An 18,406-nucleotide genomic window follows, 5' to 3' on the forward strand; every position below is an offset into this window, starting at 1 on the left:
CACGTTACCGCGAGAAGCGTGACGCGATCTCGATCAGCACACTTTCGTCGCCCGCATAGATTCCGTCTGCTCGGGGCCAGTGCCCAATCACGTCGGTGAAGCCGAGAGCTTCGGCGCGACCGACAGCGTCATCCCACGCACCAACACTTTCGAGGCTGAACTGCGGTGCACCGTCGAGGTTGAGATAGCGATCAAGAGTGGCGGATGCTCGGTCAGCCTCGCCGAGGGTGTTGTCGAGGCGCTGCGACACGTCTGCTACCGCCTGCCACCACTCCTCAAGGGTGTCTGCGGTGCGGCCGAGGGTGAGCCAGCCGTCAGCGAGTTCGACGGCAAGCTTCAGCCCCCGGCGGCCTTCGGCGGCAACTACGAACGGCAAGCGCGGAGATCGTGCCGGGGCGCCGACCATCCGTGCATTCACTGCGGTGAACCAGTCGCCGCTGAAGCTGATGCCACCGCTGCCGGGCTCTTCGAAGCGAAGAAGTTCGTCGAGGCCGCGCACAAATTCTTCAAAACGGGCGTGGCGTTCGCGGGGGCTCAGTTCGGGAACCCCGAGCACGGTTGAATCAAATCCGGTGCCGCCCGAACCAACACCGAGCAAGAAACGACCACCGCTGACATCGTCAAGCGTTGCCAATTCTTTGGCGAAGGTGACGGGATGCCGAAAGTTGGGTGAGGCGACAAAAGTACCGAGCCCAATACGGCTGGTCACACTCGCGGCCGCCGTCAGTGTCGGAACAGTCGCATGCCACGGCTCATCGGCAAGGGACTTCCACGAGAGGTGATCGTAGGTCCACGCATGATCGAAGCCCAGTTCTTCGGCCTGGATCCAGCGATGTTTGGCTTCAGTCCAGGGCTGTTGGGGGAGGATTACGATGCCGTGTCTCACACTCTCACCCTACTGTGGCGCGCTGTCAGCAAAAAAGGGCCGGGCGGGAACTGCAGATACCTCTGGGATGCGCAAGCCTCTAATAAGTGCAGACGCGGAGCCGACGCCACAATCGTGATCAGCTCCGCGCCGACAGGCGACTCAGATCTTTCTATTTAGCGGCGAAGGTTACGCCCTCGCCGAAGAACAAGTCGGTGTTAAAGGTGACGGTGTCCAGACCGCTATCGGCGGGAACGTCAATGTACGCCGTGAATGCAACGGTCAGTCCGGGGTTGATTTCTTCGTACACATACCAGTCGCCGCTTTCGGTGCCGTAAACCCTCGAAGCGCCGTATTCAGCTTCACCTATGAATCCCTTTACCGCGCTCTCCGAAATCGCGACGGCTTCATTCGTGCCGTTAGTCATCGACATGCTTACTGCAACTAATGTTCCGCGGACTTCGGAAGCGAAGTATTCGTCGGGAGATGTTGCTCCCGGCGTGATGCTCACAAGCGTAATTTCGATCCCATCGTCCGTGGTGATGGTGTCTCCGATACCGGCCGGGGCAGGAGCTTCTTCCTCTGCGGCGTCGCCTTCATCGGTGGTTGCATCAGACTCGGATACTGACGGTGCTTCGTTCAGGCTGTCGTTGACCGCTGTCGCAACGACTGCGATTCCGACGAAGATCGAGATTATCCAGAAGAGGAAGCTGAGGATGAGTGCGATCAGGGCGGTTGTCTTGCCTTGTCCCTTGCGAGTCAAAGCGACAATCGCGACGATGAAGGCGCCGAGGAGGACCACCCATGAGAAGCCGTTAGTCGCCGGAATGACCGCGAACAGGGCGCCGAGTACTGCGAGGCCGAGCGCCACGAGTCCAAGAGTATTGCGAGCCTTCTTCGCCGCTGCGGGCGGAGTCGTCGAGTCCGGGGTTGAATCGGGTGTGGTTTCGGGCATAGTCATACTGTGGAGCCTCCGAGGATTTACTGTGAATTTCACGGCCACGATTGTGGCGAAGTGTCGTACAGGCTATGTTTACCGCCCGCAACCGACATTGTGAGTATGGCTCTAAACAAAACGGCGTGCAACAGTCTTCGAGGCCCCAGTTCGCGGCACTTCGCGAGCTGTTGCACGTGGCTTGCCTCCATCGTTGGGCTGGATTCTGCCGGCCATCGTCGGGAGGATCGCCGAAAGTCGCGTGAATAGGTAGAGGGGTTCAGACTCTGCCTGTCGCCGGATAAACTGGTGTGATCATGGCCACTTTTGGAAATCTCACCGACCGCCTCGCGGATACGTTCAAGAACCTGCGCGGCAAGGGCAAGCTCAGCGAAGCGGATGTCGATCGCACGGTTCGCGAGATTCGCCGTGCACTGCTCGATGCTGACGTTGCGCTCGAGGTCGTCAAGGATTTCACGGGTCGCGTTCGTGAGCGTGCCCTCGGTCATGAGGTGTCGCAGGCGTTGAACCCTGCCCAGCAGGTGGTCCAGATTGTCAATGACGAGCTGGTCACGATTCTGGGTGGCGAAGCCCGACGTATTGAGTTCGCTAAGAATCCGCCGACGGTCATCATGCTTGCTGGTCTTCAGGGTGCAGGTAAGACAACTCTTGCCGGAAAGCTCTCCAAGTGGCTTGCCGCTGACGGTCACACTCCGCTGTTGGTCGCGGCCGACCTTCAGCGCCCCAACGCGGTAACCCAGCTTGAGGTGGTCGCCGGGCAGGCAGGTGTCGCGGTGTTCGCGCCCGAGCCGGGTAACGGCAAAGGCGACCCGGTCAAGGTGGCGAAGCAGGCGCTCAAGTTTGCCAAAGATAAGCAGCACGATGTCGTCATCATTGACACCGCTGGTCGTTTGGGTGTGGATGCCGAACTCATGAAGCAGGCGGCCAACATCCGCAAGGCTGTCGACCCCGACGAAGTGCTCTTTGTCATTGATGCGATGATCGGTCAAGACGCGGTGAAGACCGCGCGTGCCTTCCAAGAGGGTGTCGATTTCACGGGGGTCGTGCTGTCCAAGCTCGACGGTGATGCTCGTGGTGGCGCGGCACTATCGGTGGCCTCGATTACGGGTCGCCCCATCATGTTTGCGTCCACAGGCGAGGGGCTCGACGACTTTGAGCCGTTCCACCCGGATCGCATGGCGAGCCGAATTCTCGATCTGGGAGACATCCTCACCCTTATTGAGCAGGCGCAGAAGACTTTCAACGAAGAAGAGTCACGCAAGGTTGCCGAAAAGTTTGCGACCGACTCGTTCACACTCGACGACTTTCTTGAGCAGATGCAGCAGCTCAAGAACATGGGCTCGATCAAGAGCATGCTGGGCATGCTGCCCGGTGCTAAGGGAATGCGCGAGCAACTCGACAACTTCGACGAGTCGGAGATTACGCGCACTGAGGCCATCATCCAGTCGATGACAAAGCAAGAGCGCACTGTGCCGAAACTGCTCAATGGCTCGCGTCGTGTGCGTATCGCTCGTGGTTCGGGAACGACCGTTACCGAAGTGAATGCTCTCGTGAATCGCTTTGAGCAGGCGGCGAAAATGATGAAAACTGTTGCGAAGGGTGGCACGCCACAGATTCCTGGCATGGGCCCCATTCCTGGCGGTCATGGCGGCAAGTCGGCAAAGAAGAACCAGAAGAAGAAGGGTTCCAAGTCGGGCAACCCGGCTAGGCGGGCGGCAGAAGAAGCAGCAAGCGCTCAGGGTGCTGGTGGGTCATCAGCGCCTGCGGGTTCTGGCTTCGGTCTCGGCGGGGCAAAGCCAGCTGCTGGTAGCCCTTCGCCCGAAGAGCTTGAGAGTCTGCAGAAGTTCCTTGGGCGTTAACTGAGCCCGACCCGCTCTGCTGGTGGGGCGAATTCGCGCCGCGCTCCGTTAGGTTTTCTTCGTGTCACCGCGACGGGATACTGTGGAGCAATGACTCAGAGCCGCCCCGTTCGTATTGCCGTTCAGCTTCAACCGCAGCATGCCGAGTATTCGGTCATCCGAGACCGTGTTCGCGAGCTTGAACAGGTGGGTGTCGATGTTCTCTTCAACTGGGATCATTTCTTCCCCCTCTATGGCGAGCCCGACGGCTTGCACTTTGAGGCATGGACAGAGCTCGCCTCGTGGGCTGAACTCACCAGCCGCGTAGAGTTCGGCACCCTCGTCAATTGCAACAGCTACCGCAACCCCGACCTGCAGGCAGATATGGCTCGCACCCTTGACCACATCAGCGGTGGGCGTTTCATCTTCGGCACCGGCTCGGGGTGGTTCGAGCGCGACTACGACGAATACGGCTACGAGTTCGGTACCGTGGGATCCAGATTGGATGCTCTTGCTGAGGCACTTCCGCGCATCGAGTCCCGCTGGGGCAAGTTGAACCCGGCGCCCACCCGCAAGATTCCTGTGCTGATCGGTGGTGGAGGAGAGAAGAAAACCCTCAAGCTGGTCGCCAAGCACGCAGACATTTGGCACAGCTTCGCCACCGGCGATGAGCTCGTGCACAAGATGAAGGTCTTGGCCGGTCACTGCGAGACTGTTGGCCGCGACATCAAAGAAATTGAGATCTCCAACGAGCTGCGCGATAAGAGCGTTGAAGACGCCGACAGCATGCGCGAGCAGGGCATCACGCTGTTCACGCTAGGAATCACCGGGCCCGACTATGACCTCACCAACGCTAAGCAGTGGCTGGCGTGGCGCGATTCGCAAAACGGATAACGTCACGTCTTTGGGGCTTTCTTTGCTATCGGTTCCCGAAGCGCTCAAAACTCTGGCAGAATAGGCGGTTGAGTCCTTCGTAGCCCGACCCTCTAATCGGCACGAACGGAATCCACTAGAGCTTTTGTGCCGAGTGTGCCCCCACGCTCACGGCTAGCGGTTCGCCACCAAAACATTTAAATCAGGAGAATTGTGGCTGTAAAGATTCGTTTGAAGCGCATGGGCAAGATCCGTGCACCCTACTACCGCATCGTCGTTGCCGACTCGCGCACCAAGCGCGATGGTCGTGTCATCGAAGAAATCGGAAAGTACCACCCCACCGAGGAGCCCTCGTTCATCGAGGTCGAGTCCGAGCGTGCACAGTACTGGTTGGGCGTTGGCGCGCAGCCAAGCCCCCAGGTTGAGGCAATCCTCAAGCTGACTGGCGACTGGGGCATCTTTAAGGGTGACAAGAACGCTAAGAGCACCGTCAAGGTGAAAGAAGCTAAGGCAGAGTTCCAGGCTGACGAAAAGAAGAAGCCTGTTCTCAAGCCCAAGACCGAGAAGGTTGAGCCTAAGGCTGAAGCAGCACCCGTTGAAGCAGCAGCAGAAGCTCCCGTCGCAGACGAGACTCCTGCAGCTGACGCAGACAAGGCTTAGCAGTTGCTCGCTCCCGCTCTCGAACACCTCGTCAAAGGAATCGTCGACCACCCCGAAGATGTCCAGGTCGTTGCAAAGAACACGCAACGCGGTGACCTCCTCGAGGTTCGCGTGCACCCAGAAGATCTTGGCCGCGTAATCGGTCGCGCTGGGCGCACCGCGAAAGCGCTGCGTACGCTGATCACGGCTCTCGCCGATGGTCGCAAAGTGCGTGTCGACGTCGTCGACACTGACTTCTAACCAGTGGGCGAAGTAAAAACACCCCGCGAAGGTCGCACACAGCTGCGAGTGGGGCGCCTGACGAAGGCTCATGGGCTCAAGGGAGCCGTCAAAGTAGAGATGTACACGGATGCCCCGGAACGACGTTTCGTTCCGGGCGCCGTGTTCTCTTTGCAGGTGCCAACGAGTTCCTCGTGGCACGGAAAAACGCTCGAACTTATCGAACTCAAGTGGTTCAACGCCCAGCCGGTCGCCTTCTTCACAGGAGTGCATGACCGCAGCGAGGCGGAAACCCTGGTCAAGGCCATCCTCTGGATCGAACACGATCCCAATGAGGAGCCAGAAGAAGATGCGTGGTTCGACCACCAACTCATCGGACTCAAGGTAATCCGCGACGGCATTCAGGTGGGAACTCTCGCGCAGGTGGATCATTTTCCTGCACAAGACCTGCTCACCGTCACGACGGAAAATGGCGATGTACTCGTACCGTTCGTGAAGTCAATTGTCGCCAGTGTCGATCTTGAGACCGGCGAAATGGTTGTGACTCCACCGCCCGGCCTCTTCGAAGACCTCGCAGAGGATGCAGACGCGCCAGCAGCCGATGCAGTGGAGACCTCAGCGCCCGAGACTGACGCGCCTGAAGCCAAATAGCAGTTAGGGTCAACGCGTGCGCATCGATATCGTGACGATCTTCCCCGACTTCTTTGGGGTGCTCGACATCTCACTGCTGGGTAAGGCGCGCGAGCGGGGAATCATCGAACTCGGTGTTCACGATCTGCGGGACTTTACGTACGATCGCCATCGCACAGTCGATGACACCCCTTACGGTGGGGGCGCAGGTATGGTGATGCGCCCCGAGCCGTGGGGTGAAGCGCTGGATGCCACTCTGACGCCCGAAACGGTGGTGATCGTTCCGACTCCTGCCGGCGTTCCTTTCACGCAGGCTGCCGCCCGTGAGCTCGCTCAGGAGAAGCATCTCGTCTTCCTGTGCGGGCGATATGAGGGTATCGACCAGCGCGTCATCGACTACGCGGCATCGACTGTTCGGGTCCGCGAGATAAGTCTCGGAGATTACGTTCTCAACGGTGGTGAAGTTGCCACAATGGCGATGATTGAGGCCATCGGTCGGCTTGTTCCTGGAGTAATTGGCAATCCAGAAAGTCTCACCGAGGAGAGCCACGAGCTGGGCCTCATCGAGTACCCGAGCTACACCAAGCCGGCGACTTGGCGCGAACGCTCAGTGCCCGACGTTCTGCTCAGTGGAAACCACAAAGCGATTGCCGATTGGCGTCACGAGCAGCAGCTCGAACGCACCCGTCGGGTGCGCCCCGACTTGCTTGCGGGTGATCAGTAGCAGACTTGTTCGCCGACGATCAGTAGCTGATCGGCTTCACCTACGTGCGGGCGGTTAGCACTAGCGGACCTTCGGGCGTGATCGCTACCGTGTGCTCGAAGTGGGCGGCACGTGAACCATCAATGCTGCGCAAGGTCCAGCCGTCGTCATCCGTGTAGATCTCGTCGGTGCCGATCATGAGCCATGGCTCGATCGCGAATACGAGGCCTGGCTTGAGCGGCATCCCCCGACGCGCCTTGCCGTCGTTGGGAATGTGGGGGTCGCCGTGCATTTCGCGTCCAACACCGTGACCGCCAAAGTCGAGGTTCACTTCGTAGCCGGCGCCATAGGCGACATCGCCGATGGCCGCAGAGATGCCTCCGATGCGATTGCCGACGACTGCCGCAGCGATGCCGGCGTCGAGGGCGCGAGACGTGACTTCCATCAGCCGGAGATCTTCGTCGCGGGGAGTGCCGACCGCGAAGGTGATAGCAGAGTCAGCGACCCAACCGTCTACCGCAACAGCGAAGTCGAGGCTCAGCAGGTCGCCGTCTTTGAGCGTGTAGTCGTGGGGGAGCCCGTGAAGTGCAGCATCGTTGACAGAGGTGCAGATGACTTTGCCGAAAGGTGAGGTACCAAACGAGGGGTGGTAGTCGATGTAGCAGCTTTCAGCGCCACGTTCCCGAATCATGCTGTGGGCAAGTGCATCGATTTCGAGCAGATTGACGCCTACCGCGGATGCCGCTTGCGTGGCGGTCAGGACGCTGGCAACAAATTCTCCCGCGGCTTTCATCTCGTTGATTTCGGCTGGCGTTCTCAACTCGATCATTCGGTGGTTGCCTCTTTCATGTGCGGTGCCAAGAGTTGCGCAATGAACTCTCGAAGTTTGTCGATAAACGGTTCTTCACCGCGCGGGTCATACAAGAATGCACGCTCAAGCAGGGAATCTGCTATTTCGACGGTGACTTCGATGTCGAAAGTGAGAGCAGTTGAGGCGGGAACCTCGTAGGTGGTGACCAGTAGTTCGGTCAGGATCTCGGCAAGTGCGGTGTTATTGCTCTTGCGATCGACGTTGAATCGGCGGTCGATGATGTTGCCGAAAGAAAGAATTCGAAACCCCGGCTCGGTGCGACTGAGCTCGACATAAACATCGATTGCCACGTTGAGCGCATCAAGCGCGTTGGTCGCCCGCTTGTTGAGGGTCGCAGTGAGGCCTGCGCGGTACTTGTCGAAGTTGCGCGACGCGAGAGCGCGCAGTAGTGACTGGATGTTGGGGAAGTAGCGATAGATAACGCCCACCGAGGAGTGTGCCCGCTTGGCAACATCGCTCGTAGTTATTGCGTCGATTCCGAGTTCATCGAGCAGCACTGCTGCTGCGTCGAGGAGCACGTTGATGCGCTCGGCGCTTCGTTGCTGCACGGGTTCATTACGCACATTGGTGGGGTTTGGCACGGGGGACCACCCAGGTCTTTCGGTGTGAGTTTTTCAGCATTCTTATTCACATCGACGATACCCTGTGAACCATGATGATCAGGCGCGCTTTTTATTACTGGCAGTTCATCGCTGTGATTGTGTTGCCCCTGTGGGTGCTGGTCGGGCGTGGAGTTTTTGGTTCAAGTGTTGGTTGGGATTTTGTTCTCTTCTTGCTTTTGTGCCCCATTTTGGCTTTTGCACTTCTTGCCATCGCGGGCCTGACCACTGCACGCAAGAGTGTTCGGTCTGAGCGCGCGGTCTCCTGGATTGATGCCGGGGTGATCGCCGCGTGGCATGCGGTGATCATTGCTTACGGATTTGTAGATGCTCCGCTGCTAGCAGCGCTCATCGTTGTCGTGGCGGTGGCTGGCTTCTGGATCGCGCTCTGGCAGCTCGTTACTGAGACGCGCAATCGCTTTACGAGCCTCGTTGAGGGCTTTGAGCGTGACGCGCAGCGGCCTACCTATCCGGGGGAGCGGCTCAATAACGGCAATGTCATCATCCTCGACGACGATGAGAATCGCACTTCTGACTAAATCTGTGGCAGAATTGTTGATTGTGCTCGCGCACGACTCTGCCATGAGGGCGTCGTAACCGCTTGAAGCACAATCTTTCTTTTCTAACTATGTGTGTTCGACTCATGGCGGGCGCAGAGAGCGATCAATAATGCATATCCTCGATGACGTCGACAAGGCGTCTCTCAAAGACAACATTCCTGAATTCCGTGCCGGCGATAACGTCAAGGTTCACGTAAACATCATCGAAGGTACGCGTTCGCGTATTCAGGTGTTCCAGGGCGTTGTAATCGGTCGTTCAGGCCACGGCGTTCGTGAAACCTTCACGGTTCGCAAGGTCAGCTTCCAGGTCGGTGTCGAGCGTACCTTCCCGGTTCATTCCCCAGTCATCGACCACATTGAGGTCGTCTCACGTGGTGCTGTTCGCCGCGCCAAGCTGTACTACTTGCGCGCACTTCGCGGCAAGAAGGCAAAGATCAAAGAGAAGCGCGACAACTAACACGGCTCGCAATTCACAAACCAATGGCTCCCAGCGGCATATGCTTGCTGGGAGCTTTGGGGTTAAATGACAAACGAAACCGTGGGAGACGCGCTGCACAGCAGCCGTAGTCACCGCCGCCATGCTGCCCAGAAGAGTGGCGGCTGGAAACTCTTCCTGCGTGATCTTCTGATCATCTTCGTCGCAGCCATCATGATCTCCTTTCTGATCAAGACATTCTTGGTGCGCTCGTTCTACATTCCGTCGTCGTCGATGGAGAACACTCTGCAGATTGACGACCGAATCTTGGTCAATCAGTTAGAACCCAGACTCTTCCCCGTCTCACACGGTGACGTTGTCGTGTTTACTGATCCCGGGGGCTGGCTTCCCGCGATCTCTAGTGAACCAGCGAACTGGTTTGTGGGTGCGGTCGATGGCGTGCTCGCCTTTGTGGGCCTCAGTGCCCCCGACAGCAGCAATCACCTCATCAAGCGCGTCATCGGATTGCCGGGCGACACGGTGGAGTGCTGCAACGAATTCGGCCAAATCATCGTCAATGGCATCCCACTTGAGGAGCCATACATTGTGCTTCCGGATGCCGTCACCAAGGCCACTCGCGATGACTTCACTGTCACCGTGCCCGATGACTCCCTCTGGGTCATGGGCGACAATCGCTACAACTCCGCAGACTCCGCATTTCACAAAGATGACCCCACGGGTGGTTTCGTGAAGATCGGCTCTGTTGTCGGGCGTGCGTTCATCATTAGTTGGCCCACTGACCGGTGGAGTGTGCTCGACAATTACCCCACCACTTTTCAGCGGGTCACCCAGAACGCAGAGTAACCAGTGGCAGTAGCTGATCCGAGCAACGCTGTTGAACTCGAACTGTTTGCCGCTGGCGCGCGGCTCGTCATCGGATGTGACGAGGTCGGCAGGGGAGCCATCGCCGGTCCCGTAGCCGTCGGCATGACCGCAATGAGTGCTCTGCACGGTCCCTGGCCAGTAGGCCTACGTGATTCCAAGATGCTCAGCGAGAAACGCCGCGAACTTCTCGAACCGCTCACTCTTCAGTGGGCACCGCTCTCTGCGGTCGGATATGCGGATGCCACCGAAGTCGACTCCATCGGAATTTCCGCCGCCCTCGGGCTTGCCGGCAAACGCGCGCTCATCCAACTTCACGAAGCAGGCGTTGACGTCATGTCGAGCGTGGTGCTGCTCGACGGCTCCACCGACTGGCTCAGCACCGCCCTGAACGTTGCGCCGCGAGTGCATACCAGGGTGAAAGCCGACCGAGACTGCGTATCGGTTGCTGCGGCATCCGTGGTGGCAAAAGTGCACCGCGACCGGATGATGATTGACGCCGACGGCGAGTATCCCGGGTATCACTGGCCCAGCAATAAGGGTTATGGCTCTGCCGCTCACTTTGACGCTATTCGTAGCCTCGGAGCGACGGAACTTCACCGGCACACATGGTTGCGCTAGTGCGGCCTACAATGAAGACAGCATGGATGAAGACGAGTTTGAAGACTACGACCGCGAGGTCGAGCTAGCGCTGTACCGCGAGTACCGCGATGTGGTGAGCCAGTTCCGTTTCGTGATTGAAACCGAGCGACGCTTTTACCTCGCGAACGAGGTCGATTTGGTGCGTCGCGATACCGAGCACGACTTCTATTTCGAGCTCTCGATGACGGATGTGTGGGTCTGGGATGTTTACCGTTCCGACCGTTTCGTCAAGAGTGTGCGTGTGCTGACGTTTAAAGACGTGAACATCGAAGAGCTCAGTGCGAAAGACCTCGAACTGCCCAAGGAACTCGCGCTCGACGAATAACAGGTTTAGGCGTCGCAGCCTTTGGCGCGGCCTAATTGTCGCGCTCGCGCTCGGGGAACGCAGTGTTATTACTCGGGTAATGCCGCCGACAAAACCTCGGCGAGATGTTTTCCTTCGGAATTGGCCAACTGGCGTGCCTGAGTGCGGCACGAGAATCCGTCGGCGAGCAGCGTGCTGCCCGGTTCCGCGCTGCGAAGCGCTGGAAGAATCCCGTTTTCGGCGACCGCGACCGAAACGTCATAATGGCCCTTCTCCATGCCGAAGTTGCCAGCTAGGCCGCAGCATCCACTGATCTCGGTGATGGTGGCGCCGGTCGCAGCCAGCAAGGCACGATCGGCGTCGAAACCCATCACGGCATGCTGGTGGCAGTGAGGCTGCACAATAAATGTTTCGCCGCTCAGGCTCGGCGGTCGCCAGTCGGCGGGCCCCATCGGCGCGGGGGCCGTGAGCAGTTCTGAAAGCGTGAAGGTTGAGCGTGCGACCGCTGCCGCTTCCGCACTATCGGGCAACAACTCGGTGAGATCGGAACGCAACACGGCCGTGCACGAAGGTTCGATCCCCACGATCGGGATACCGCGGTCAACGTAGCGAGAGAACTCGCGTACCAGCTCGGTGAGTCGCTTTCGCGCACCCTCCAACTGCCCCGTGGTGATCCAGGTCAAGCCGCAACACACATCGCGTTCGGGCAGCAGCACGTCGTAGCCGGCATCATCGAGCACGCGGATCGTGGCCCTGGCAATGGCTGGCGAGAAGTTATCGGTGAAGGAATCCGCCCAGAGCAGAACTTGGGGGCGCTCACCCCGATTGGCGGTGAGTGTTGGGTTGTCGGATGCAGCTTCTCGGGTGGGTTGCACTCCGAGCAGTGCGCTGCGGCTGGATGCGCGCAGGGCGCGAGCCTCGGAGCTCACGCGGAACGGGCGGCGGGCGAATCCGGGGAGCGAGCGCCGTGCATCCATTCCGCCAGCCCAGAGTGCGACGCGGGCGAAGAGGGGGATCCGCAGCATCGCATTCACGACGGGCGCTACCGGCGAAACGAGGCGTGCCCAGCGCGGGAGTTGCCCGAGAAGGTAGTGGCTGCGGGGCCGGATTTTGCCGTCATAGCGGCGGTGCAGCACCTCGGCTTTGAGGATGGCCATGTCGACGCCGGCAGGGCAGTCGCTTGCGCACGCTTTGCAGGAGAGGCAGAGGTCGAGGGCGTCGTGTACTTCGGGGGAGTTGACGCCGCCCGTGACAAGTGTTCCGTTCGCCATTTCTTGCAACACGCGGGCGCGACCTCGGGTGGAGTCTTTTTCGTCGCCGGTCGCGAGGAATGACGGGCACATCACACCATGGCTGGCGGAGTTGTCGGCGCGACACTTGCCGACCCCCACGCACCGATGGGCGGCAGTCGTGAAATCGCCATCGTCCTGGCTGAACGCGAAACCGTTGATCTTAGTGATGGGGAGCGCCGCAGGGCGGCGCAGATCAGCATCGACAGGAGCCGGGTCCACGACGATGCCGGGATTCATGAGGTTGTGGGGATCGAATAGTCGCTTGAACTGGCCGAACAGGGCGATTGCGGCCGGCGAATACATGTGCGGCAAGAGTTCGCTGCGTGCCCGACCGTCGCCGTGCTCACCCGAGAGGGAACCGCCATGGGAGGCCACAAGTTGTGCGGCGTCATCCACGAAGGCACGCAACACTGCGCCATCCGTTGCGAGAGGAATATCGAGGCGCACATGAACGCAACCGTCCCCGAAATGGCCATACGGCATCCCCTCGATGGAATATTCGGCCAACAGCGCGTCGAAGTCGCGCAAGTAGGCGCCCAGGCGTTCGGGAGGCACGGCGGCGTCTTCGAACCCGGGCCACGCTTGAGCTCCGGATGCTGTGCGCCCGGCTAAGCCTGCACCGTCTTCTCTGATGCGCCACAGTTGTTTCGCCACCACCGCATCGGTAATGATGCTGGCCTCGATGGCTTCGGAGTCGCCAGCAATGCGTTGTGCGCGCTGGAGTGCTTCTGCGGGGTCGTCTCCCGTGACCTCAACCAGAAGCCATCCGGCGCCTCGGGGGAGGGCGGCAACGGCGCGGGCGCCTCTGGCGCGGCTCACGGCGTCGACAATGCGCGCGTCGAGACCTTCGATTGCGCTGGGGTGGTGTGCAATCAAGGCGGGCACGACGTCGGCTGCAGTAGCCATGTCAGGGTAGCCGAGAGCGACGAGAAGTGGATGCTGTGGCTTAGCCACAAGGTCGACCGTGGCTTCGAGCACGGTCACGAGGCTGCCTTCGGTGCCCACGAGACTACGCGCTAGGTGTTGGCCGTGCTCGGGCAGGAGGTGTTCCAAGCTGTAGCCCGATACCTGACGACCGAAGCGGCCCAGCTCGGTGCGGATTGTGGCGAGGTTGCTGCTGACGAGAGAATCGAGGCCGTCGACCGCGTTCGGGTTGTTGGCGGCGGTGAATCGTCGACCGAGACCGTCCACGACGTCGAGCCTCCGCACATTGTCGGCGGTGCGGCCAAACTGCAGCGAGTGTGCGCCGCACGCGTTGTTACCAATCATTCCGCCGACGGTGCAGCGAGACCAGGTCGATGGGTCGGGGCCGAAGCGCAGACCGTGGGGTCGCGCGACAGAGTGGAGGGTGGCCAACACGGTGCCGGGCTGCACGCGGGCGGTCCGAGCATCCGGGTCGATCTCGATTACCTGATTGAGGTGGCGCGAGAAATCGAGAATGATGCCTGCGCCGATGGCGTTGCCCGCAACTGAGGTGCCGCCGCCACGAGCAGTGATGGGCGTGGAACTATCGCGCGACACAGCAAGGGTGGCAAGCACATCATCGGTGTCACGGGGGAACACCACTACCTCTGGCACGACTCGATAGTTGGAGGCATCGCTGGAGTATTCAGCGCGGCGGCGGGTGCTGTCGTCTACCTCGCCACCGACCGCACTGTGGAGGGCATGAACAACGTCGCTGCGATCCTGCAGTGACGTGTCGGGCATGGTCCTATTGTGCCCCTAGAGTCAATTCATGCCCCTGATTGTCACCGTCGTGCTTGCCGGCTTTGGTTTCGGTTTGTCGCTGATCATCGCGATCGGGGCCCAAAACGCGTTCGTGTTGCGCCAGGGTTTGCGCAGTGAGCATGTGACCGCTGTCGTGCTCGTGTGCACCCTCTCAGACATTGTGCTGATTGGTGCAGGCATCGCCGGGCTCGGAACGCTCATTCAGCAGGCGGGTTGGCTGCTCATCATTGCCCGCGTTGGTGGCGCACTTTTCTTGCTCGTGTACGCGTTCTTGTCGATTCGGCGGGCGGCCAAGCCTCAGGCGCTCACGACGAGCACAGGTGGCACGGGGATGACGCTCGCCGCAGCCCTCTCGACAGCGCTCGCGCTCACCTGGCTCAACCCGCACGTGTACATCGATACCGTGCTGCTTCTCGGTTCCATTGGTGGAACGTATGGTGGCGACCGCTGGTGGTTTGCGCTCGGAGCCTGCCTCGGCAGTGTCGTCTGGTTTGCGGCGCTCGGCTATGGCAGCCGGTTCTTGCGTCCGCTTTTCGCTAAGCCCGCAGCTTGGCGCGTGCTCGACATTGTTATTGCCGTGATCATGGTGGTGCTTGCGGCGAGTTTGATCGCGGGGTTGTTCGAGTAGTTGAGTGCGCGCCTAGTTCGGGGTGCGTAGGGCAGCGAGGTCGAACATCCATTCGTTGACTCGGATGGGGTGGCCCAGGGGGTAGTCATAGTCGGCTTTCCCAGTGAGCGTGAATCGGATGCGGAACATGCGTGCTTCGTTCGTCTCCCACAGACGGAGAAACTTGGCATGTCTCGCAATGACCTGTTGGGCACTCTCGGGCCCGCCGACAAATCTCGTTATCTCGGGGGTGTTGCTTCTTTCGAGCACGCGAAGATCGTCGAGCTGCCAACACTCAAGCCACACGCCGTTGTGGGCACTGCCCGTCATGTGAGCACGATATCGCCTGACAACGGATGCCGACAGGCCCGGCTTGCATGGCCGGCGTCTTCTCCTCACCATGATGCGGTAGTCGCGCACTGCGCGCTGACCTCACATTCGGCGCCTTCGACGTTGTGCACCTGCAGCAGGCTTGAGCCATGGCAGCAAAAGACGAACTAGGTGCTCGTGGCGAAAGCCTCGCGGCTGATCATTTGAAGGGCAACGGGCTCGAAATTCTCGACCGCAATTGGCGGTGCTCGCAGGGCGAACTCGACATAGTGGCGCGAGATCGCGACGAGGTGGTGTTCGTGGAGGTCAAGACTCGATCGAGCGTGCTGTTTGGGCATCCATTCGAATCGATTACCTCCACCAAGGTTGCACGCTTGCGACGGCTTGCGGCTGCATGGTGTGAGGAGCACCCCGGCTCGAGCGCCGCCATTCGCATAGATGCGATTGCGGTGATTGTGCCCACTCGTGGCACTGTTGAGATCGAGCACCTGAAGCGTGTTTCGTGATCGGCAGAACCTACGCGGTTTCGCTGCTCGGCCTCGAAGGCGCGATCGTGGAGATCGAAGCCGACCTTTCTAACAACCTGCCCGGCTTCGTACTAATCGGGCTACCCGACACAGCCCTCGGCGAAGCCAAGGATCGCGTGCGGGCGGCAGCAACGAACTCCGGATGCGGGCTGCCGAACCGCAAAATCACCGTCAACCTGTCACCGGCCGCGTTGCCCAAACACGGCTCTGGCTTCGATCTCGGAATCGCCGTCGCGGCGCTCGCCGCATCCGGCACCATTTCTGCTGAATCGATAGACCGCGTTGTGCACATCGGAGAGCTCGGGCTTGATGGCCGACTGCGTCCAGTGAACGGCGTACTACCCGCAGTGCTCGCAGCATCACGTGCCGGCTTCGGCGCCGTTATGGTGCCCACCGGCAATGCTGACGAAGCGTCACTCGTTCCCGGAATCCGCGTCATCGCGGTTCCGTCGCTCCGAGACGCCGCAATCTGGCACGGGGGAGATTTTGAGCCCGAACCAGTGGAAACCATTACGAGGCCCAGTGTTGAGGCTCCTACCGCCGAGAGGGGCGACCTCTCCGACATGATTGGCAGTGGGGACGCGATTGACGCGATGCTCGTCGCCGCAGCGGGCGGCCACCATGTTTTCCTCCTCGGGCCGCCCGGCGCAGGCAAAACAATGCTTGCTGCTCGACTTCCCGGCCTCCTACCCGACCTCGACCCACAAGCCGCGCTTGAGGTGTCGTCAATACGCTCGCTTGCCGGGCTTCCGGTCGGCAGCAGCCTCACCACCAGGCCACCACTCGAAGCCCCGCACCACACTGCCACTGCTGCGGCGCTCGTGGGCGGAGGCAGTTCGCAGATACGCCCAGGGGCTGCAGCGCGAGCCTCAGACGGAGTGCTCTTTCTTGACGAAGCACCCGAGTTCGCGCCCGCCGCCCTCGATGCACTTCGGCAACCGCTCGAATCAGGAATCATCAGCATCCACCGAGCCAACTCAGTCGCTCACTTTCCCGGTCGCTTTCAACTCGTGATGGCCGCCAACCCCTGCCCCTGCGGGCAATGGGGCGCCCGAGAAAGCGAGTGCACGTGCCCACCGAATTCGCGGCGCCGTTACCTTGCCCGGCTCTCCGGCCCGCTGCTCGACCGCATCGACATCCAGTTCCGGGTTGAACGCATTACCAGTGCGCAGTTGCGCCTCGCGGGGGAGCGACCGACCCTCAGCACCGCGGATGCTCGCGCCACCGTCACCGCGGCGCGGCAGCGTGCACTCGCGCGACTTGCTGCAACGCCCTGGCGACTCAACTCGCAAGTACCGGGGTCCTATCTGCGAGGCCGCGAACTCCGTCTAGCGCCTAAGGTCACCGCGGGTCTCGACCGCGCTCTCGAACGTGGCGGAATCACCATGCGCGGCTACGACCGCGTGCTGCGCGTCGCCTGGTCGCTGGCCGATCTCGCCGATGATGAACGACCCGACGAAACCCACGTTGGTCAAGCACTGTATCTACGAAAGGCAATGTCACAGTGAGCATGTTTGGACTCAAAGAATCAGAAGTTGCGAACCTCGTCCGCGCAGTGAGTAGCCCCGGAGACCTCGATCGTGAAGCAATTGAAAACCGCTTTGCACGAGCCGCCTGGAGCGGACTCGCAGAACCCGGCGACCGGCTAGCAGGGCGTGCAATTCAGCAGCTTGGCCCAGCGCGTGCGCTCACTGCTGTCGTCGAACACTGGGATTCCGCACGCTTCGCTGCCGGACTCTCCACAGACGGAGACCAGGTGCCGGAGGACGACATGCGGCAAGCGATCGAGCGGTGGCTGCCCCGACTCAAATCAGAGAGTGCACTCATCGCGTTGCGTCAAGCAGCTCGCTTCGGCGCACGACTACTGACACCCGATGACGCCCTCTGGCCCACGCGGCTCAATGACCTCGATTGGCATGCGCCTGCAGCACTCTGGGTGCGAGGAACGGATGCTGCGCTCGCCGGGATCGTCGACGGCATCGCGCTCGTCGGAGCTCGAGCCGCAACCGGCTACGGGGAACACATCACCATGGAAGCCTCCGCAGGTCTCGTCGATCGCCGCTACACAATCATCTCCGGCGCGGCCTATGGAATCGACGGAATGGCACACCGTGCAGCCCTCGCCAGTCAAGGTCTCACCGTGGCATTTCTTGCCGGGGGAGTAGACCGTTTCTACCCCAGCGGCCACGACAGCCTTCTCACCCGGATCGTCGAACACGGAGCCGTGATCTCCGAACTCCCGTGCGGATCACCACCAACCAAATGGCGGTTCTTGCAAAGAAACAGACTCATCGCCGCCGCGAGCCTGGCAACTATCGTGCTCGAAGCGGGCTGGCGTTCAGGTTCCCTCAATACCGCCGGCCATGCGGCTACCCTCGGCCGACCGCTCGGAGCCGTACCGGGTCCCGTAACAAGCGCGGCATCTGCTGGCTGCCATCGACTCATCCGCGACTACGACGCCGTCTGCGTCACCACCCCTGACCAGATGGCAGAACTTGCGCCGATTGACTCCGAAACCCGATCTGAACCTGCGGATGTTGACAACCAACACAGCACAGAAACCATCCGCCTACTCGATGCTCTCAGCACTCGCAGCGCGCGCACCACAGACGACATCGCCTCTCGCAGCGGCCTCGCGCTCACCACTGTTCGTGCTCAGCTGGGAATGCTCGAACTCGACGGTCGCGCCAGCGAAACCGAGCGTGGCTGGAAGCGATGCGCGGCCGCAACGACTTCCCAGCGTTGATGATGAACCGCCACGCTCACCCCAGAATTCGGGCGAGCGGAGGCATCCCACGCTAAAAAACCAAACAATTTCACGCGTGTGCGCAAGAGGTGAAAGCTGTGAACTCACACATCGTGGTGCAAAAAACCTGCACGAACTCCCCAAACATGCGACAAAGCTG

General features: G+C 60.5%; 21 protein-coding genes. 15 read left to right on the forward strand and 6 right to left on the reverse strand.

Going from position 1 to position 18,406, the window contains the following annotated elements:
- Window positions 1–4: 4 nt before the first annotated feature.
- Both AADH44_RS04295 and AADH44_RS04300 read right to left on the reverse strand, forming a co-directional pair.
- A complete protein-coding gene (locus AADH44_RS04295; RefSeq protein ID WP_341954264.1) occupies window positions 5–886 on the reverse strand; it encodes an LLM class flavin-dependent oxidoreductase in 882 nt (293 codons plus the stop codon).
- A 151-nt stretch (window positions 887–1,037) separates the two neighbouring features.
- Entirely contained in the window at window positions 1,038–1,826 is a 789-nt protein-coding gene (locus tag AADH44_RS04300) for a hypothetical protein (RefSeq protein ID WP_341954265.1), read from the reverse strand.
- A gap of 290 nt (window positions 1,827–2,116) precedes the next feature.
- On the opposite strand from AADH44_RS04300, the gene ffh reads away from it, so the two are divergent.
- From ffh to trmD, 6 genes are all read left to right on the forward strand, one after another.
- On the forward strand, window positions 2,117–3,679 hold the full coding sequence (gene ffh, locus AADH44_RS04305) for a signal recognition particle protein (protein WP_341954266.1): 1,563 nt from the start codon (window positions 2,117–2,119) through the stop codon (window positions 3,677–3,679).
- Between the two features lie 90 nt (window positions 3,680–3,769).
- A complete protein-coding gene (locus AADH44_RS04310; protein WP_341954267.1) occupies window positions 3,770–4,552 on the forward strand; it encodes an LLM class F420-dependent oxidoreductase in 783 nt (260 codons plus the stop codon).
- A 192-nt stretch (window positions 4,553–4,744) separates the two neighbouring features.
- Window positions 4,745–5,191, forward strand: coding sequence for a 30S ribosomal protein S16 (gene rpsP, locus AADH44_RS04315; protein ID WP_341954268.1), 447 nt, complete (start codon window positions 4,745–4,747; stop codon window positions 5,189–5,191).
- Window positions 5,192–5,194: 3 nt separating this feature from the next.
- The gene (locus tag AADH44_RS04320) at window positions 5,195–5,431 is read left to right on the forward strand and encodes an RNA-binding protein (protein ID WP_341954269.1); all 237 of its coding nucleotides are present in this window, start codon (window positions 5,195–5,197) and stop codon (window positions 5,429–5,431) included.
- Window positions 5,432–5,434: 3 nt separating this feature from the next.
- Window positions 5,435–6,061, forward strand: a complete 627-nt coding sequence (rimM, locus tag AADH44_RS04325) for a ribosome maturation factor RimM (RefSeq protein ID WP_341954270.1) — start codon at window positions 5,435–5,437, stop codon at window positions 6,059–6,061.
- Between the two features lie 16 nt (window positions 6,062–6,077).
- Window positions 6,078–6,764, forward strand: a complete 687-nt coding sequence (gene trmD, locus AADH44_RS04330; RefSeq protein WP_341954271.1) for a tRNA (guanosine(37)-N1)-methyltransferase TrmD — start codon at window positions 6,078–6,080, stop codon at window positions 6,762–6,764.
- 40 nt (window positions 6,765–6,804) lie between these two features.
- Here the strand turns inward: trmD and map are convergent, their stop codons facing one another.
- Both map and AADH44_RS04340 read right to left on the reverse strand, forming a co-directional pair.
- The gene (gene map / locus AADH44_RS04335) at window positions 6,805–7,572 is read right to left on the reverse strand and encodes a type I methionyl aminopeptidase (protein WP_341954272.1); all 768 of its coding nucleotides are present in this window, start codon (window positions 7,570–7,572) and stop codon (window positions 6,805–6,807) included.
- Entirely contained in the window at window positions 7,569–8,162 is a 594-nt protein-coding gene (locus AADH44_RS04340; RefSeq protein ID WP_341954273.1) for a TetR/AcrR family transcriptional regulator, read from the reverse strand. Before AADH44_RS04340 ends, map begins: the two co-directional genes overlap by 4 nt.
- A gap of 104 nt (window positions 8,163–8,266) precedes the next feature.
- Between AADH44_RS04340 and AADH44_RS04345 the strand changes: the two genes are divergently transcribed.
- The 5 genes from AADH44_RS04345 (at window position 8,267) to AADH44_RS04365 (ending at window position 11,037) form a co-directional block, all read left to right on the forward strand.
- Window positions 8,267–8,752, forward strand: coding sequence for an MFS transporter (locus AADH44_RS04345; RefSeq protein WP_341954274.1), 486 nt, complete (start codon window positions 8,267–8,269; stop codon window positions 8,750–8,752).
- A gap of 130 nt (window positions 8,753–8,882) precedes the next feature.
- Window positions 8,883–9,230 carry a 50S ribosomal protein L19 gene (gene rplS / locus AADH44_RS04350; protein ID WP_341954275.1) on the forward strand — a complete coding sequence of 116 codons (348 nt, stop codon included), beginning with the start codon at window positions 8,883–8,885 and terminating at the stop codon, window positions 9,228–9,230.
- A gap of 66 nt (window positions 9,231–9,296) precedes the next feature.
- The gene (gene lepB / locus AADH44_RS04355; protein WP_341954276.1) at window positions 9,297–10,052 is read left to right on the forward strand and encodes a signal peptidase I; all 756 of its coding nucleotides are present in this window, start codon (window positions 9,297–9,299) and stop codon (window positions 10,050–10,052) included.
- Between the two features lie 3 nt (window positions 10,053–10,055).
- Complete coding sequence (locus AADH44_RS04360; protein WP_341954277.1) at window positions 10,056–10,691, forward strand: ribonuclease HII; 636 nt, start codon at window positions 10,056–10,058, stop codon at window positions 10,689–10,691.
- Between the two features lie 22 nt (window positions 10,692–10,713).
- The gene (locus AADH44_RS04365; RefSeq protein ID WP_009772690.1) at window positions 10,714–11,037 is read left to right on the forward strand and encodes a DUF2469 domain-containing protein; all 324 of its coding nucleotides are present in this window, start codon (window positions 10,714–10,716) and stop codon (window positions 11,035–11,037) included.
- A gap of 68 nt (window positions 11,038–11,105) precedes the next feature.
- Here AADH44_RS04365 and AADH44_RS04370 read toward each other — a convergent pair whose 3' ends face one another.
- Complete coding sequence (locus AADH44_RS04370) at window positions 11,106–14,015, reverse strand: FAD-binding and (Fe-S)-binding domain-containing protein (RefSeq protein ID WP_341954278.1); 2,910 nt, start codon at window positions 14,013–14,015, stop codon at window positions 11,106–11,108.
- A gap of 28 nt (window positions 14,016–14,043) precedes the next feature.
- Here AADH44_RS04370 and AADH44_RS04375 point away from each other — a divergent pair, with 28 nt between their 5' ends.
- On the forward strand, window positions 14,044–14,664 hold the full coding sequence (locus tag AADH44_RS04375) for a LysE/ArgO family amino acid transporter (protein WP_341954279.1): 621 nt from the start codon (window positions 14,044–14,046) through the stop codon (window positions 14,662–14,664).
- Window positions 14,665–14,676: 12 nt separating this feature from the next.
- Here the strand turns inward: AADH44_RS04375 and AADH44_RS04380 are convergent, their stop codons facing one another.
- A complete protein-coding gene (locus AADH44_RS04380; protein ID WP_341954280.1) occupies window positions 14,677–14,973 on the reverse strand; it encodes a hypothetical protein in 297 nt (98 codons plus the stop codon).
- A 149-nt stretch (window positions 14,974–15,122) separates the two neighbouring features.
- Between AADH44_RS04380 and AADH44_RS04385 the strand changes: the two genes are divergently transcribed.
- The 3 genes from AADH44_RS04385 to dprA are packed head-to-tail and all read left to right on the forward strand — an operon-like array spanning window position 15,123 to window position 18,246.
- Complete coding sequence (locus tag AADH44_RS04385) at window positions 15,123–15,479, forward strand: YraN family protein (RefSeq protein WP_341954281.1); 357 nt, start codon at window positions 15,123–15,125, stop codon at window positions 15,477–15,479.
- The gene (locus tag AADH44_RS04390) at window positions 15,476–17,008 is read left to right on the forward strand and encodes a YifB family Mg chelatase-like AAA ATPase (protein ID WP_341954282.1); all 1,533 of its coding nucleotides are present in this window, start codon (window positions 15,476–15,478) and stop codon (window positions 17,006–17,008) included. Before AADH44_RS04385 ends, AADH44_RS04390 begins: the two co-directional genes overlap by 4 nt.
- A 2-nt stretch (window positions 17,009–17,010) precedes the next feature.
- Window positions 17,011–18,246: a DNA-processing protein DprA gene (dprA, locus tag AADH44_RS04395; RefSeq protein ID WP_341954916.1), complete on the forward strand. Its 1,236-nt coding sequence runs from the start codon at window positions 17,011–17,013 to the stop codon at window positions 18,244–18,246.
- Window positions 18,247–18,406: the final 160 nt, after the last annotated feature.

The sequence above is a fragment of the Salinibacterium sp. TMP30 genome, from assembly GCF_038397785.1.
In the GTDB taxonomy this organism is placed as follows: Bacteria; Actinomycetota; Actinomycetes; order Actinomycetales; family Microbacteriaceae; genus Rhodoglobus.

Coding starts and splice junctions, on each gene's coding strand:
- AADH44_RS04300 (WP_341954265.1), bottom strand. CDS start 1,826: ATGACTATGCCCGAAACCACACCCGATTCAACCCCGGACTCGACGACT.
- ffh (WP_341954266.1), top strand. CDS start 2,117: ATGGCCACTTTTGGAAATCTCACCGACCGCCTCGCGGATACGTTCAAG.
- AADH44_RS04310 (WP_341954267.1), top strand. CDS start 3,770: ATGACTCAGAGCCGCCCCGTTCGTATTGCCGTTCAGCTTCAACCGCAG.
- map (WP_341954272.1), bottom strand. CDS start 7,572: ATGATCGAGTTGAGAACGCCAGCCGAAATCAACGAGATGAAAGCCGCG.
- AADH44_RS04345 (WP_341954274.1), top strand. CDS start 8,267: ATGATGATCAGGCGCGCTTTTTATTACTGGCAGTTCATCGCTGTGATT.
- rplS (WP_341954275.1), top strand. CDS start 8,883: ATGCATATCCTCGATGACGTCGACAAGGCGTCTCTCAAAGACAACATT.
- lepB (WP_341954276.1), top strand. CDS start 9,297: ATGACAAACGAAACCGTGGGAGACGCGCTGCACAGCAGCCGTAGTCAC.
- AADH44_RS04365 (WP_009772690.1), top strand. CDS start 10,714: ATGGATGAAGACGAGTTTGAAGACTACGACCGCGAGGTCGAGCTAGCG.
- AADH44_RS04370 (WP_341954278.1), bottom strand. CDS start 14,015: ATGCCCGACACGTCACTGCAGGATCGCAGCGACGTTGTTCATGCCCTC.
- AADH44_RS04375 (WP_341954279.1), top strand. CDS start 14,044: ATGCCCCTGATTGTCACCGTCGTGCTTGCCGGCTTTGGTTTCGGTTTG.
- AADH44_RS04380 (WP_341954280.1), bottom strand. CDS start 14,973: ATGACGGGCAGTGCCCACAACGGCGTGTGGCTTGAGTGTTGGCAGCTC.
- AADH44_RS04385 (WP_341954281.1), top strand. CDS start 15,123: ATGGCAGCAAAAGACGAACTAGGTGCTCGTGGCGAAAGCCTCGCGGCT.
- dprA (WP_341954916.1), top strand. CDS start 17,011: ATGTTTGGACTCAAAGAATCAGAAGTTGCGAACCTCGTCCGCGCAGTG.